The sequence below is a fragment of the Chromobacterium subtsugae genome (assembly GCF_035919665.1).
Lineage (GTDB): Bacteria > Pseudomonadota > Gammaproteobacteria > Burkholderiales > Chromobacteriaceae > Chromobacterium > Chromobacterium subtsugae.
Genome location: NZ_CP142381.1, coordinates 4,263,408 through 4,277,585 on the forward strand (window position 1 = coordinate 4,263,408; position 14,178 = coordinate 4,277,585).

Annotated in this window: 15 protein-coding genes; 9 read left to right on the forward strand and 6 right to left on the reverse strand. The window is 64.7% G+C overall.

All coding sequences use genetic code 11. The features are described 5' to 3' along the window. The first annotated feature begins 260 nt into the window (after positions 1-260). The 7 genes from U6115_RS20340 (at position 261) to U6115_RS20370 (ending at position 3,299) form a co-directional block, all read left to right on the forward strand. On the forward strand, positions 261-440 hold the full coding sequence (locus tag U6115_RS20340) for a hypothetical protein (protein WP_043581370.1): 180 nt from the start codon (positions 261-263) through the stop codon (positions 438-440). Positions 441-946: 506 nt separating this feature from the next. Beyond that, positions 947-1,699, forward strand: a complete 753-nt coding sequence (locus tag U6115_RS20345; RefSeq protein WP_193603934.1) for a nucleotide-binding protein — start codon at positions 947-949, stop codon at positions 1,697-1,699. Further along, positions 1,696-2,025, forward strand: coding sequence for a hypothetical protein (locus U6115_RS20350; protein WP_059184218.1), 330 nt, complete (start codon positions 1,696-1,698; stop codon positions 2,023-2,025). Before U6115_RS20345 ends, U6115_RS20350 begins: the two co-directional genes overlap by 4 nt. Next, a complete protein-coding gene (locus U6115_RS20355) occupies positions 2,012-2,293 on the forward strand; it encodes a hypothetical protein (protein ID WP_059184219.1) in 282 nt (93 codons plus the stop codon). Before U6115_RS20350 ends, U6115_RS20355 begins: the two co-directional genes overlap by 14 nt. Positions 2,294-2,413: 120 nt before the next feature. Continuing rightward, on the forward strand, positions 2,414-2,761 hold the full coding sequence (locus U6115_RS20360) for a hypothetical protein (RefSeq protein ID WP_059184220.1): 348 nt from the start codon (positions 2,414-2,416) through the stop codon (positions 2,759-2,761). Further along, a complete protein-coding gene (locus tag U6115_RS20365) occupies positions 2,758-3,033 on the forward strand; it encodes a hypothetical protein (protein WP_047258045.1) in 276 nt (91 codons plus the stop codon). The genes U6115_RS20360 and U6115_RS20365 overlap by 4 nt, the downstream gene beginning before the upstream one ends. Next, complete coding sequence (locus U6115_RS20370) at positions 3,030-3,299, forward strand: pyocin activator PrtN family protein (protein WP_059184221.1); 270 nt, start codon at positions 3,030-3,032, stop codon at positions 3,297-3,299. Before U6115_RS20365 ends, U6115_RS20370 begins: the two co-directional genes overlap by 4 nt. Before the next feature lie 236 nt (positions 3,300-3,535). On the opposite strand, the gene U6115_RS20375 is transcribed toward U6115_RS20370, so the two are convergent. Together U6115_RS20375 and U6115_RS20380 are read right to left on the reverse strand one after the other, a co-directional pair. Beyond that, positions 3,536-4,825 carry a hypothetical protein gene (locus U6115_RS20375; RefSeq protein WP_146008433.1) on the reverse strand — a complete coding sequence of 430 codons (1,290 nt, stop codon included), beginning with the start codon at positions 4,823-4,825 and terminating at the stop codon, positions 3,536-3,538. A gap of 438 nt (positions 4,826-5,263) precedes the next feature. Next, positions 5,264-5,875 carry a M15 family metallopeptidase gene (locus U6115_RS20380; RefSeq protein WP_047249334.1) on the reverse strand — a complete coding sequence of 204 codons (612 nt, stop codon included), beginning with the start codon at positions 5,873-5,875 and terminating at the stop codon, positions 5,264-5,266. 154 nt (positions 5,876-6,029) lie between these two features. On the opposite strand from U6115_RS20380, the gene U6115_RS20385 reads away from it, so the two are divergent. Both U6115_RS20385 and U6115_RS20390 read left to right on the forward strand, forming a co-directional pair. Continuing rightward, complete coding sequence (locus tag U6115_RS20385; protein WP_059184224.1) at positions 6,030-7,622, forward strand: ABC transporter substrate-binding protein; 1,593 nt, start codon at positions 6,030-6,032, stop codon at positions 7,620-7,622. Beyond that, positions 7,610-8,602, forward strand: coding sequence for a M14 family metallopeptidase (locus U6115_RS20390; protein WP_231882432.1), 993 nt, complete (start codon positions 7,610-7,612; stop codon positions 8,600-8,602). The genes U6115_RS20385 and U6115_RS20390 overlap by 13 nt, the downstream gene beginning before the upstream one ends. A gap of 77 nt (positions 8,603-8,679) precedes the next feature. Here the strand turns inward: U6115_RS20390 and tssA are convergent, their stop codons facing one another. The 4 genes from tssA to tssH are packed head-to-tail and all read right to left on the reverse strand — an operon-like array spanning position 8,680 to position 14,160. Continuing rightward, positions 8,680-9,771 (reverse strand): type VI secretion system protein TssA, encoded by a 1,092-nt coding sequence (gene tssA / locus U6115_RS20395; RefSeq protein WP_047258038.1) that lies wholly within the window; start codon positions 9,769-9,771, stop codon positions 8,680-8,682. A 40-nt stretch (positions 9,772-9,811) separates the two neighbouring features. After that, positions 9,812-10,075, reverse strand: coding sequence for a PAAR domain-containing protein (locus tag U6115_RS20400; protein ID WP_059184242.1), 264 nt, complete (start codon positions 10,073-10,075; stop codon positions 9,812-9,814). After that, entirely contained in the window at positions 10,072-11,505 is a 1,434-nt protein-coding gene (locus tag U6115_RS20405) for a hypothetical protein (protein WP_059184243.1), read from the reverse strand. Before U6115_RS20405 ends, U6115_RS20400 begins: the two co-directional genes overlap by 4 nt. A 12-nt stretch (positions 11,506-11,517) precedes the next feature. Then, positions 11,518-14,160 (reverse strand): type VI secretion system ATPase TssH, encoded by a 2,643-nt coding sequence (gene tssH, locus U6115_RS20410; RefSeq protein ID WP_047236376.1) that lies wholly within the window; start codon positions 14,158-14,160, stop codon positions 11,518-11,520. Positions 14,161-14,178 lie beyond the last annotated feature (18 nt).

Sequence of the window (14,178 nt, forward strand, 5' to 3'; positions counted from 1 at the left end):
AAAAAATAACCATCCGGGTATTTACATCAAAAACCCTTTTGGTTATTCTTTGCCACATACCAGTTGGTTACCAAGCGCCAACCATTGATCCTTAACAACCCGCAACACGTAGCCGCGTCCGTCCCGACGCGGCAACAGCCCTGCCGCCCGCGATGGCCGCACAGATCAACCAGTCTGCGCGCCCTCTGAAACCGTCATCGCGGGCTGCATCCAAGAGCGCCCACGCCGGGCGCTGTCGGATGCACATACAGGAGAAACCCATGAGCTTGCGACAACACATCACACAACAGATGCACCGCCGCGACCAGCAGATGCGCGCCATCGTCACCCCGACGCTGCCGCCTGAAATGGCCGCGCGCCAGAACCGCACCCGGCAACGCCTCAACGACCGCGCCGAGCGAATGCACCAACGCGCAGACACTGTCAACGGGTGGAGCTAAACCCGACCCACCCCCCCCCACCAGCCAGCCGCAAACCCGCCTGGCTGATTTTTTTGCCCGCACTGCTCATGAGCAACACATGAGCAAGCCATGAGCAGGACGTTAGCGCCAAATGAGCAACACAACAGCAAGCAATGAGCAGGCGCGGCAGCAGCTCAGCAGCCTGCGACCGCAATCCTCAACCGAAAGCAAGGCGGGCCGTATCCGGCAACTACTGCCAGACATCGAAAGCGCGATGCAGCGAGGGATAACCCAAAGCGACATTGTGAACGCCCTGGCCAACGCGGGGATTCACATGACGCTCGACGAGCTGCGCAACGCGCTATACCGCGCACGCCGCCAGCAGAGAAAGGCACAGCATGAGACACCCCAAGCCCCCGCGCAGCCGCGGCCCCAGCCAGCGCCAGCGCATAGCACAACACCTTCCCCAGCAAGCAGCCACCCCGCCAGCACCACCGAGCTATGGCTGCAAACCCGAGACAACCCGCCAAACTGGTAAGGAAACCATGATGAACACCTACACCCGAACCGCCCACATCGTCACCCAAGGCAAGGGTGGCGTCGGCAAAAGCAAAGCCGCTGCCGACCTGGCACAAGCACTGCGCCACCTGAAAGGCAGGATCACCGCCTACGACACCGACGCGGTGAACCGCACCCTCAGCCGGACCCGCGACCTCAACGCCGTCGCCATTGAACTGCTGGACGAAGGCATGCAAATCAATCCGCGCAACTTCGACACGCTGATGGTCCACCTGATTGAACGCGACATAGATGCAGTCATCGACGTGGGCAGCAATGGATTTTTGCCGCTGATGCACTACCTGGCCACATCCGGCGCTATCGAATTCCTGGCCATGAACGGCGTGCGCGTACTGCTGCACATCATCGTCGCCGGCGGCGACGAGCTGACGGACACATCCGCCGGACTGGCGACCATGATGCGCCTGGTAAACGCCCCCGCAGTGGTCTGGCTGAATGAGCATTTCGGCCCCGTCATCAAGCACGGCAAGACCTTTGAAGAGTCGGCCATCTATCAAGAGTTCGCCCCGCAAATCTTCGGCATCGTCACCATGCCGCGCCACGATCCCGCCACCACCGGCCGCGACCTGGCCGAAATGAAAGAGCGCGGCCTGACCTACGAGGAGGCCATGGCGCATCCCCAATTTGCCGGCATGCCGGGCTTCCGCATTCTGCGAGTTTGGAACCAGATCATCGACAGCGTGGCCAGGGCCACTAATCAGGAGGGCATCACCGCATGAGCGCGCAAAACCCCATCACGACCAACCTGCAAACCGTCCGCAATGCATTGACTGACGTCCTGGCCGCAGAACGCCAGCTGCAAAAGACCAAAGAGGCCGCCCGCGAAAGAATCACCTCCGGCCTGAATGCCTACGGCGAAGCATGCAGCGCCGCGAACATGAAACATGATGATGTGATCGACATGGGCGACGGCCAAATTCTGACCATTAAAGAAGAGTGGTACGAGTTCAGGGACCCCCTTGACGCCGTGAAGCTAGACAGCAAACCCGTTTCACTGGACCAGCTCAGCGAAGAGTTTGAAAGGGCGCGCGATGCCCGCCCATAACTTCCGGCCGCTGGCTGGCCTCGCCAAGCAGCTGGCCGCATGCCAGGCCGCCGACCCGCTGCGCGGCCAAATGTCCGAGCGACAAGCGGCCCTGCTCGACCGGATGGAGCCGCGGCAGAAATACAAATTTGTGGAATTGCATGCGCTGGCGGGCAACCCCAAACAGGATCAAACCCGCAACGACATCGCCCGCCTGATGATGATTGGCGCGCTGCGCACCGAACGCGTCTACCACGCCAATGCCACCGCCACCTATTGGAGAAAATGAAATGGTTATGACTCTGCTTGTCCTGCTGTGCAACTCCACCATGGCAACCCTGGCACATGGCGTCATCCACTCCAGCCACCCACCGCAGCGCGGCCGCCGCTGCCGCCAGATCAGGGGGGCATGATGGACATCCTCGCCACCATCACCAGCCGGGCCGGCGCGATACACGACGCGCAAGAGCAGATCAAACGCGACTGCGCCGAGTTCGTAGAGCTGCTCCACGACATCAACAACCACCCGCACTCAGTCGTCGAACGAGAAAACGTGTATCTGACCTCGTTGCCGGAACCGTGCGCGCACATCAAGGCCATCGTCGCCGGCATTCGATTGAACGAACTGGACGAATTCGCCAAGCGCCGCGGGCTTCGCATATCCCCATCGAAAACATACCCGTGTGTCTTCGTATACAACCATACCGCCAGCATGCTGCAGCTGGACGGAGTGATGCACAGCCACCCACCCGCATGACGCCCGGCACCAGCGAGCAACTGGCCGCCGCTGCCCAGGATGCCCGCGCGCTGCCGTTTGACACGATTTTCGTCATTGGCGCCGCTGGCGACTGGCCACACCTCGCCGGCCAGCCGGTAACACGCCGCCGCAATGGCGGCTTTGCTTTCCCTGATGGCGTGTCAATGCTCCTCACCGACGCGCCAAACCATCAAACCATCATCGCCCAAGCTTGCGACCTGATTGCACCAGGTACGCAGGATCAGGGCATGCTCAATCTGGAAACGCCGTGAATACCATTTTTTTGCTGATGGCGCGCTACGAATCGCCAGCGGTTCCGCTGGACAAAGTGTGCGCTGACTACCTGAACCTCACCACCAAAAAGGCCCAGGAGATGGCCAGCCTCAACCGTCTACCTTTCCCCACGTTCCGCATGAACGACAGCCAGAAAGCGCCGCGGCTGGTCCACATCAGCGACCTGGCCGACTACATCGACAAACAGCGAGCAGCCGCAACCAGCACATGGAGCCGCAGCCAGCCGAAAGGAAACGCAGCATGAGTTCACCCCATGAATCTCAAATACGCAGGAAGAGGAGAATTTCCAAGCTCGCTCAGTAGGGAATAGGCGGCGAGAAGGAGAATGCAGTGGCCATGCTGGAAAACCTCATACGCAAGCACCGCATTTCTCTCGACAAGATCAGCGATCGAGTGCTCGCCAAACTGCAGTTCCGATGCTTTCAGCAACTACCTACGTCGCGTTCACAACATGAGGGTTCATTTGCTCGATCGCATCTCTCAAGGCACTTCCAAGTCACCCATCCAAGTCACATTTCTCATTATGACAATGGGTGGAGTGAGCTTGGGAAGCTGAGAATACACTTTGTCGGCACATTCCCGAACGCTAGCCAGAAAGCGCCGGCAGTTAGCCTCATCTACCTTGTTGAGCATCTCGGAGGTGGACGTGGTGGGATCTATGTCTGTCTCCTGCTCTTTAGCGTGCATGAATGCGTTGCGTAAAATGCGGATTTCATCCAATGAGCTGAAGACAGGTGTACCTCTCGTCAAGGGACTGAAGGAGTTGCCATCCAACATCGCTAACGCGGCTCCAGCATCGTTAATTTTAGACACGGGCTCGCGCTTGTCTCTGCGATCGGGATGCATACCGGTAGCTTCATAAACCAAGCGATTCGCAATAGCCTCTACACAAGCTGCTGCTGACACTACACAGTTAATTCCCAATGACAGCGCATCGTCCACATTTCCGGCAGCATGGCTCGCTTTCAGGCTGTTGAAGTCCTTTATCGCCCGTTCGTAGTGAAGCAAGGCGTAAGCGATTTCCACCTGCGGCACCCCTCCCGCGTTATGGATGAGCCGGTCGTATTTTGTGAGGGTCGGAGCATCGTAGTCGACCGATGTCATACCTACTGATAAGCGATTGTGGAGTGTCTCAGCCTCTGCGAGTACGCGACTGTTCTCTCGAAACGCGCGGTCCAGTGACAAGGCCAGTGCGTGCAGTTCCGCCTCGCTCGCTGATCGATTGTTGAGGTACTTCGTATTGTACTCGTCCCTCAGGTCGCACAGTGCCGTGAAGTCGAAGTGTGCAGACTGGGGACGAGAGTAAGCATTCACAGTGATCAGTTCGGCAAACTCGTGTTGAAAGATACTATCGTCATCCACCATGATGAAATGTGTTCCTGCCGCAATCCAAGGGCTTGCTCCAATGTATAGAAGGGGGTTCCAGTTGTGGAGATGCCATGCCTTCGCGTTGGCCTTGCCGCGTACGAATGCATTGCTGTTCGTCCCGAAGCCAGCGTTCGCCCCCCCTCCAACCAACATACCCAATATCCGAGCCCCTAGATCTTGGGTTCGCATGTTCTGCAACAGTTGCCCTTCAGAAAACACTACAAAAGTCTTTAGAGAAGGCATTTCCGACTGCACACGCTCCCAGTCAATAGCGAGGTAAGGATACGTCGGAATGATTTTCCACACATCACGCCGGCTTTGTAGAAGGTGCTCGATCTTCAACTGCCCCTCTGATGATGCGAATGGGATTTCTTTTCCTGTAGTTGATTTGAACGTATTCATCTCAAACCTTAACGTAGTTAGGAGTAGTACGTTGGGTGGCTGCTATATAGCACTCCAGTCGGATTCTTCATGTGAACTACCAACAGCTCTTGGGGGGCCACTTTTCGCTGAGTCGGCTCACTGGTCAATGCTCGACCAACCAGCGATACAACGGTTATCCACAACCATTGATGCAGAAAAAAAGCTTCTTCTAATAATTTCCCAAAAAATTCAACGGATTAAAAACCAGTCCATCCCATCCAGCATCGGAGCGACGGACAGACGCCGCGGCGGCAACGCGCGGCGGGTGGCAAGCGTTTGATTCATCCGGGAAAACCAATTCTTCGCAGCGGCAAAACGCGCGGCCTGGCCGGACACGCTGCGACGCATAAGCGTTTGATCAAACTGGGAATTATCCTACCTACGCCAAGGCAGGGTCAAGGCGAAATCTCCCCGCGCTCACTCGATCAGCCGCATGTGGGCGCGCACCCAGTCGCGGTCGTCCGCTTCGAAATGCCACCACTCGGTGGCGATGGCGCGGAAGCCGGCGGCCTCCATGCAGCCGCGCAGCAGCAGGCGGTTGGCCAGCTGCGCCTCGCTCAGGCGGCCGGCCGCCCGCATTTCGGCTTCGCGCTGCGGCTGCGCCAGCTCGGTGAAATCGTCGAAACCGGTGCCCATGTCCAGCTCGCGCCCCTCGCCGTCCTCGATGCTCAGATCCACCGCCATGCCGAAGCTGTGGATGGAGCCGCGCGCCGGATCGGCGACGTAAATGCGTTGCGGCGTGTCCTTGACGATCTCCCACAGCACGCGCTGCACCCGCCCGGGGCGCAAGGCATCGAAAATGCGCAGCCTATGGCCGGGAAGCCGGCGCCGCAGTTCGCGCGCGGCTGCGGCCAGCTTGCCGGCGGCGCGGCGGTGCAACAGCGCGCAGGCCGTCCCGCCGTAGAGATCGCGCCCCACGAAGTTGTCGCTGCCGGCATAACGCAGGTCCAGGCTCAAACCGTCGATGCCGGCAATCGACACATATTCCGGATGCGCCGCCAGCGCTTCCATCGCCATCGTTTCCGTCATTTTCCTCCGCTCCCGCCAGTCGAACCCGATTGCGTAGTATGCGATAATTCCATGCGCATTCGATGCGGATGCGCCGTCAAGCCATGCCGGGCGCAAACCCGCAGGCCAAAATCATGATAATCCGCGGCAAGCGAAACCTGAACAGGAAGCGGAAATGACCCTGCCCCCCCTCCTCAAAACCCTGTGTCTGGCGGCGCTGCTGGCCGGCGCGCTGCCCGCGGCGGCATCGGCGGCCAAACCGCTGGTCTTCTGCGCCGAGGCCTCGCCGGAAGGCTTCGACCCCGCGCTGTGGGACAGCGCCACCACCTACAACATCACCAAGCCGGTATTCCAGGGCCTGTTCGAGTTCCAGCGCGGCGGCGTGGCGCTGCGCCCCGGCCTCGCCGAAAGCTGGACCGTGTCGCCGGACGGGCTGAACTACACCTTCAGACTGCGCCGCGGCGTCAAGTTCCACCAGACCGCCTATTTCACCCCCAGCCGCGACTTCACCGCCGACGATGCGGTGTTCACCATCAGCCGCTGGATCCGCCCCGACCTGCCGTTCAACCAGGCGTTCAAAACGCCGTTGACCGGGCCGGACGGCTACGGCCTGTCCAAGCTGATAGAGTCGGTGCAGAAAGTCGATGCCCGCACCGTGCGAATCCGGCTGAAGGAGCGCAACGCCACCTTCCTCACCTTCTTCGCGATGGGTTTCGCCGGCATGCAGTCGGCCGAATACGCCGAGCAGCTGCTGAAAGCCGGCAAGCCGCAACAGATCAACCAGCTGCCGATAGGCACCGGCCCCTACCGCTTCAAGAGCTACGCCAAGGATTCCATCATCCGCTATGAGGCCAATCCGCAGTACTGGGGCAAACCGCAGAAAACCCGCGACCTGATCTTCGCCATCGTCGCCGACCCGCAGGTGCGCATCCAAAAGCTGAAGGCCGGCGAATGCCAGGTGGCCGCCGCGGTGCGCGAGTCCGACCTCGACGCGCTGTCCTCCGACAAAAACGTCAAGATCGCCTCCACCGGCGCCAGCAACATCTCCTACCTCGCCTACAACCTGAAGCGGCCGCAATTCGCCAAGCGCGAGGTGCGGGTGGCGCTGGACATCGCCATCAACCGCGACGCGCTGTTCAAGGCGCTGTTCCCCAAGGGCGGCGCCACCCAGGCGGTGAATCCCTTCCCGCCGTCCACCTGGAGCTGGAACCCGCGCACCCGCAACGAGTACGACCCGGCCAAGGCGCGCGCGCTGCTGGCCCAGGCCGGCTACCCCAACGGTTTCACCGTCAACCTGTGGGCCTTGCCGGTGCAGCGCCCCACCAATCCCAACGGCAAGCTGATGGCGCAGATGATCCAGCAGGACTGGGCCAGGATAGGCGTCAAGGCCAATATCCAGTCCTATGAATGGGGCGAATACCTGAAACGCGCCGGCGCCGGCGAACACGACGTCTACATGTCCGGCCTGACGAGCAACTCCGGCGACCCGGACGACTTCCTGTGGAACAGCCTGTCCTGCAGCGTCAGCAAGGGCGGCCAGCGCTTCTGCAACGCCGAGTTCGACCGCCTGCTGCAACAAGGCCGCCAGACCACCGACCAGAAAAAACGCGCGCAGTACTATCTGCAGGCGCAGGACATCTTCAAACGCGAGCGGCCGTGGATCACCATCGCCCATTCGCGCATCTATATCCCGTTGCGCGCCAATGTGCAGGGCTTCATCATGAATCCGAATGGCTCATTCGATTTCGAGGATGTATGGCTGAAATGAACCCGGCCTGGCCGCCTGGCTTCGCCAGCCACCGCTACCAAGCGTTGCGGTCGGGGCCGCGGCTGATCGTCACCGGCGCGGTGCATGGCGATGAAACCTGCGGCGCCCAAGCCATCCGCCGCGTGATGGCGGAGCTGGAGCAAGGCGCGTTGTCGCTTGCCGCCGGCCGGCTGACCCTGGTGCCGGTGGCCAACCCGCTGGCTTACCAGCTGGGCCGGCGCGGCGGCGAGCGCAATCTGAACCGCAACCTCGCCCCGGCAGCCTCGCCGCAGGACTACGAGGACCATGTCGCCAACTGGCTGTGCCCGTTGCTGGCCGAGCACGACGCGCTGCTCGACCTGCATTCCTTCCAATCCCCCGGCCAACCCTTCGTGTTTCTCGGGCCGCGCGACAACGCCGGCGAGCTGGAGCCCTTTGTCCACGCCGCCAAGGAAGAGGCGCTGGCGCGCCGGCTGGGCGTGGGCCGCGCCGTGGACGGCTGGCTGGCCACCTACGCGCTGGGCGTGGCGCGCCGCCGCCAGGCGCCGGCCGGCGACCCGCAGTTGGCCGCGCTGGGGGCCGACCCGCGCTATGGCGTGGGCACCACCGAATACATGCGCTCGCAAGGCGGCTGGGCGCTGACGCTGGAATGCGGCCAGCACGCCGACCCGGCCGCGCCGCAGATCGCCTATCAGGCCATTCTCGACACCCTGGCGCACCTGGGCATGCGCGACGCCGCGCCGCCGCCCCCGCGGGCGCAAGAATGGCTGAGCCTATACGAGGTGGTGGACAAGCTGGACGACGGCGACCGCTTCGCCCGCGCCTGGGCCAGCTTCGACCCGGTGGAGCGGGACGAATTGATAGGCTGGCGCGCCGACGGCAGCCCGGTGCGCGCCCAAGCCCCTGGCCGCATCGTGTTTCCCAGCCCCGGCGCGCCGGTCGGCCAGGAATGGTTCTACCTGGCTCGCCCCTCGTCCCGGCTATCGGCGCCGGCCGCCTGAGCGGGGCGCGGCGGCGCAAGAAAAGCCCGCGCCGTGATCAACGGGGCGGGCCGGGCTGCGCGGACCAGCCTGACGGCTTAGTCCTGGTCCTGGCGCACGTCCAGCAGCTCCTGCAGCTGGCTGAGCGTGCCGCTGTCCTTCACCACATGCTGCAGCCACTCTTCCAGGCTCATCTCGGCCCAGCGCGCGGCGCGCTCCGCCAGCAGCGAAACCGGGCTGTGCGGCTCGTTGTGGCGGAAATAGCGCGCCACCTCGCCCAGCATGCGCACGGCTTCGTCGCGGCTGCGGATCTGGCCATCAAACGCGCTGGCGGGGGCGGCGGTGTACACCGGGCTGGGGGCGGCGTGGCTCACGGTTCGGCTTTCCTCTGCGGCGGGCTGCGGCTGCGGAGCCGCGGCCGGCTTGTTGACGGCAAACTGCTGGCGATAGCGCAGCACCAGGTCCTGGCAGGCGTAGATGGCGTTGCGGATGTCGGCCAGGCTGGGCGCGGCGGCGCCGAAGCGCAGATCCACCTGGGCGTCCAGCGCCTCGTAGGCGGTCAGCGCGCTGACCAGCTCCTCGGCCTTGGCCTGAAACCAGCCGTGGCCGGACTGGGTGGCGGCCTTTTCAAACACCTCGCCGCTGAGTTTGCCTTCGGCGATGGCGGCCTCGCGGGCGTAGCTGTCCTTCAAGCCCAGGTTTTCCACCTCGCGCGACTGCTGCCACTGGTTCCAGCTGTAGGCGCCGAACTCCGGCTTGATCAACGGCACATTGCGCAGCGCGCCGCCCAGCTGCTGGTTCAGCCACTCCAGCTTGGCCACCCGTTCGTCCAGATCCTGCGGGTCCAGCTCCGGAAAACCGTTTTCCCAATAGCGTTCCAGCCAGCCGGCGGCCAGCGCCAGGCCGCGCGCCAGGCCGGCCACGCCGTTGGCCTGCACCTGCGCCTCGGCGTACCAGGCCACCAGTTGCAGATCCTTGCTCTTGTTCCGCAGCGCGTCTTCGCACAGCCGGATCGCCAGCGGCCATTCCGCCGTTTTCAGCGTCTGCTCCCAGTCGCCCTGCGACAGCGACGGATCGTCGCTGCGGCGCGCTTCGCGGATCTGGTCGAAAGTGGCGGAATAGGCCAGGTCTTCGCCGGCCGGAGCGCCGCCGCCTATCGGCTGCAGCAAGTGTTCGATTTCGTGTTCCATGACTCTGTCTTTGTTATGCGGGGCTGCGCCCCAATGCCGGCTAGCCCTTGCTGACTTGCGGCAGGGTGGAAATCAGGGTGGCGCCGCAGCTGACCTTGTGGCCATCCAGCGCCACCGCCTTGCCGCCCACCAGCCAGCCGCCGTCGCCTTCGACGATGGTGCAGTTGACGTGGCCCTGCTGCGGGCAGCTGACGGAGTCGCCGACGCAAGCCACCTGCTTGCCTAACAGCGTGGTGGACGAGGCGGCGCTCACCACCTTGCCGCCGTGGTCGGTGGGGTCGCCCAAACGGATTGCCGCTTTCATTCGCTAACCTCCTCCAGGGGCGGCCTGGCCAGCGCCAGCGACACCCTGTCGTGTTGAAACTGGGTAAGGACGGCCGGCGCCTGCAGGCGCGCGCAGTGGCTGGCAGCCACGGCCGCCAGCAGCATCGGCGTCGCCGCGCCGGCGTCGCCCCATTCGCGCACCACGTTGCTGGCCTCGTCTATCGGGTGCAGCTCCACCTCGTGCCGCGACAACGCGGTGGCGATGGCCGCCAGCCTGACACCGCCGACGTCGATCTGCCCGCTGTTGTGGCACAGCCAGGCCAGGGTGGCGGCCTGGCCACCATCCGGCTTGGCCTCTTCCGGGCTGAACGGATAGTCCAGCAAACCGGCATTGACCAGCGCGTTGTCCAGCACCGGCTGCAGCTGGCGCGCCAGTTGCAGCGCCCGGTCCTGCGACAGGTCGGCCGAGCTGGACTGCGCCATCACCGCCAGCAGCGGCAACTGCGCCAGGCTGGCCTGGCGGCTGGCCGGCACCGCGCCCCAGCCCGCCGCCGGTCCGGAAAACTCCTTCTCCCAATACGGCTGGTAGGGGTCGGCGCCCTCGTCCTGCCGCATCTCCTGCGGCAGCGGCAGGCCATCGCGCAGGAACAGCATCGCCACCGCCGCCATGCCCGGCTCGCCATGCCAACGGCGGTGCGCCTGCAAGGCTGGGTCGACATCGCCCCAATCCTCGTCATCGTCGCGCTGCGCCAGCGGCGCGTCGGCGGCCAGCACCAACAGGCCCGGCAGCTCCGGATCTTGCTGCAATGCCTGCAGCACCCGGTCGGCGATCGGCCCGCTGCCCGGCAGGAAGCGGCAATCGCCGGCGACATGGCAATCGGCCCCCAGCGCGTCGGCCACCGCGGCCTGCTTCAAGGCCTTGACCCGGTTCAGCTGCTCCACGCCGGGCACCAGCGGCATCGCTTCCAGGTATAACGGCAGCCAGGCCGCGCCCGGCGCTTCGGCGTATAGGCTGGCCAGCAGCTCGGCCAGATGGGGCTCCAGCGCGTCCAGCGCTTCGCCCGGCTCCACCTCGTCCTTGGCCAGCGCCAGCCAGTAGCTGCCGTCGGCGGTCTCGGCCAGCCAGGCCGGCTCGTCCTTGGCCGGCACCGCGGCGGCCCACAGCCAGCGGCAACTCACCGCGCGCTGGCGCTCCCGCAGCGCCGCCTCATGCTGGGCGCGCGCCGCTGCGCGCTTGCCGTCGCGCTCGCTCTGCGCCGCCTCCTCCTGCCGCAGCGCTTCGGCCTTGGCCCGCGTTTCCTTCAGATGCGCCCACAGCTTGATGCCGACGCTGAGCAGCATCGGCGGCGCCAGGTGCAGCATCAGGATGGCGGACGGGCTGATGCGCTGCCAGCTCACCGGCAGCACCAGCCACAGCAAAGCCCACCAACCCAGGGTGATGCCGCCGAACAGGCCCAACATTCTCCACATGTGGATAACTCCTTAGCTCAAGCGCACTTTCACCTGCTCGCCCTTCAGCGAGACGGCGATTTTCTTCACCGCACGGCCGCTTGCCATCCGCGCCAGCAGGTCGTTGGAAATCTGCGCCAGCAGCGTGCGGGTGAGGATGGCGTCGGCGTTGCGCGCGCCGCTGTCCACATCCAGGCAGCGCGACGCCATCTGCTCGGCCAGATCGGCCGGGAACTCGACCTGCGCGCCGTGGTTGTCGGCGATGCGCTGGCGGATCTTCTCCAGCTTCAGGCCGACGATGGCGCGCAGCACCTCGTCGCCGATAGGGAAATAAGGAACGATGGTCAGGCGGCCGAGGAAAGCCGGCTTGAACGCCTTCTGCAGCGTCGGCCGCAGGATTTCCACCAGGTCTTCCGCCGTCGGGTCGCGGTTGACATCCTCCACCGTCACGCCGTGCTCGCAGGCGCGCATCACCAGATCGGTGCCGGCGTTGGAAGTCAGCAGGATGATGGTGTTCTTGAAGTCCACCTCGCGGCCTTCGCTATCCTCCAGCACGCCCTTGTCGAACACCTGGAAGAACAGCTCCAGCACGTCAGGGTGGGCCTTCTCCACCTCGTCCAGCAGCACCACCGAATACGGCTTGCGGCGCACCGCCTCGGTCAGCACGCCGCCCTCGCCGTAACCGACATAGCCCGGCGGCGAGCCCTTCAGCCCGGACACGCTGTGCGCTTCCTGGTATTCGGACATATTGATGGTGATCAGGTTGCGCTCGCCGCCGTACAGCGCCTCGGCCAGCGCCAGCGCGGTTTCGGTCTTGCCGACGCCGGACGGGCCCACCAGCATGAACACGCCCTTGGGCTTGCCCGGGTCCTCCAGGCCGGCCTTGGCGATCTGCACCCGCTCGGCGATCTGCTCCAGCGCGTGGTCCTGGCCGATCACCCTCTCGCCCAGCAGCTGGGCCAGCTTCTGCACCTGCTCCAGCTCGTTGCTGACCATGCGGCCCAGCGGGATGCCGGTCCAGCCGGAAATCACGTCGGCGATCACGCTCTCGTCCACGCATTCGAAAGCCAGCGGCTGGTGCTTTTGCAGCTCGCGCAATTCCTTGCGCTTGGCCTGCAGCGGGCTGATCTTCTTGCCCTTGGCCGGCTTGGCTTCGTCCTGGGCCGCCTTCAATGCGTCGATCTCGGCGATCAGCTTCTGCTGCGCCTCCCAGGCCTGGTGCAGCGCGGCCAGGTCCTGTTCCAGCTCGGCGCGCCGCGCCTGCAGCTCGGCGATGCGCTCGGCGTGGCCTTCTTCGCGCTCCAGCGCCGCGGTTTCGCGGTCGATGTTTTCGATCAGCACCGACACGTCCTCGATCGGGCCGGGCTTGCCGGCGCGCGACAGCGCGACGCGGGCGCAGGCGGTGTCGAGCACGCTGATGGCCTTGTCCGGCAGTTGGCGGCCGGCGATGTAGCGGCTGGACAGATGCACGGCGGCTGCCACCGCCTCGTTGAGGATTTCCACCTGGTGGTGGCCGGCCATCGCGCCGGTCAGGCCGCGCACCATCTGCACGGCGATCTCCGGCGCCGGCTCTTCCACCTTCACCACCTGGAAGCGGCGCGCCAGCGCGGCGTCCTTCTCGAAGTATTTCTTGTATTCGGCCCAGGTCGTCGCCGCGATGGTGCGCAGCTCGCCGCGCGCCAGCGCCGGCTTCAGCAGATTGGCCGCGTCGTTCTGGCCGGCCGCGCCGCCGGCGCCGATCAGGGTGTGCGCCTCGTCGATGAACAGAATGATCGGCACCGGGCTGGCCTTGACCTCGTCTATCACCTGGCGCAGGCGGTTCTCGAACTCGCCCTTGACGCTGGCGCCGGCCTGCAGCAGGCCCAGGTCCAGCGTGCGCAACGTCACGCCGGCCAGCACCGGCGGCACTTCGCCCAGCACGATCTTGCGCGCCAGGCCTTCCACCACCGCGGTCTTGCCCACGCCGGGCTCGCCGGTGAGGATGGGGTTGTTCTGCCGGCGGCGCATCAGGATGTCTATCATCTGGCGGATTTCGACGTCGCGGCCCAGGATGGGGTCGATCTTGCCGGCGCGCGCCTGCGCGGTCAGATCGATGGTGTACTTGTCCAGCGCCGGGCTGCCGCGCTTGCCTTGCGGCGCGGCCGGCTGCTCGCCGGCATCCGCGTCATCCGCCGCCTCAGGCTGCGCGCCGCCGTTGCCCGTTTCGCCGCCGTGCTGGCGCAGCGCCGCGTAAGCGCCCTGCAGCCTGCCGGCATCCTGGCGCGCCAGCGCCGGCGCGCCGGATTGCAGCGCCCCGCGCAAGGCGTCGTCCTGCCACAGCGCCAGCAGCAGGTCCAGCGTGGAGACATTGTCCTGGCCATGCTCGGCGCTGGCCAGCAACCAGGCCTTCTCCAGCCACTTGGGCAGCCAGGACGACAACACCGGATTGCGGGTGTTGCCGCTGCGGAAATTGTCCAGCGCGGCGTCCAGCTCGCGCTCGACGCGGGCCAGATCGGCGCCCAGCGCGCGCAAGGCCGCCAGCGCGGCGTTGTCGTCCTGATCGAACATCGCCAGCAGCGCATGCTCGATCTCGATCTCGAAGTGGGTGCGGGCCAGCGCGCGGCTGGCGGCCTGCTCGATGGCCTGGCGCGCGGTCGGCGTCAGTCGGCCTATCAGGGATTTCAGCGATACGGACATAGGCTTGTACTCGTCTTC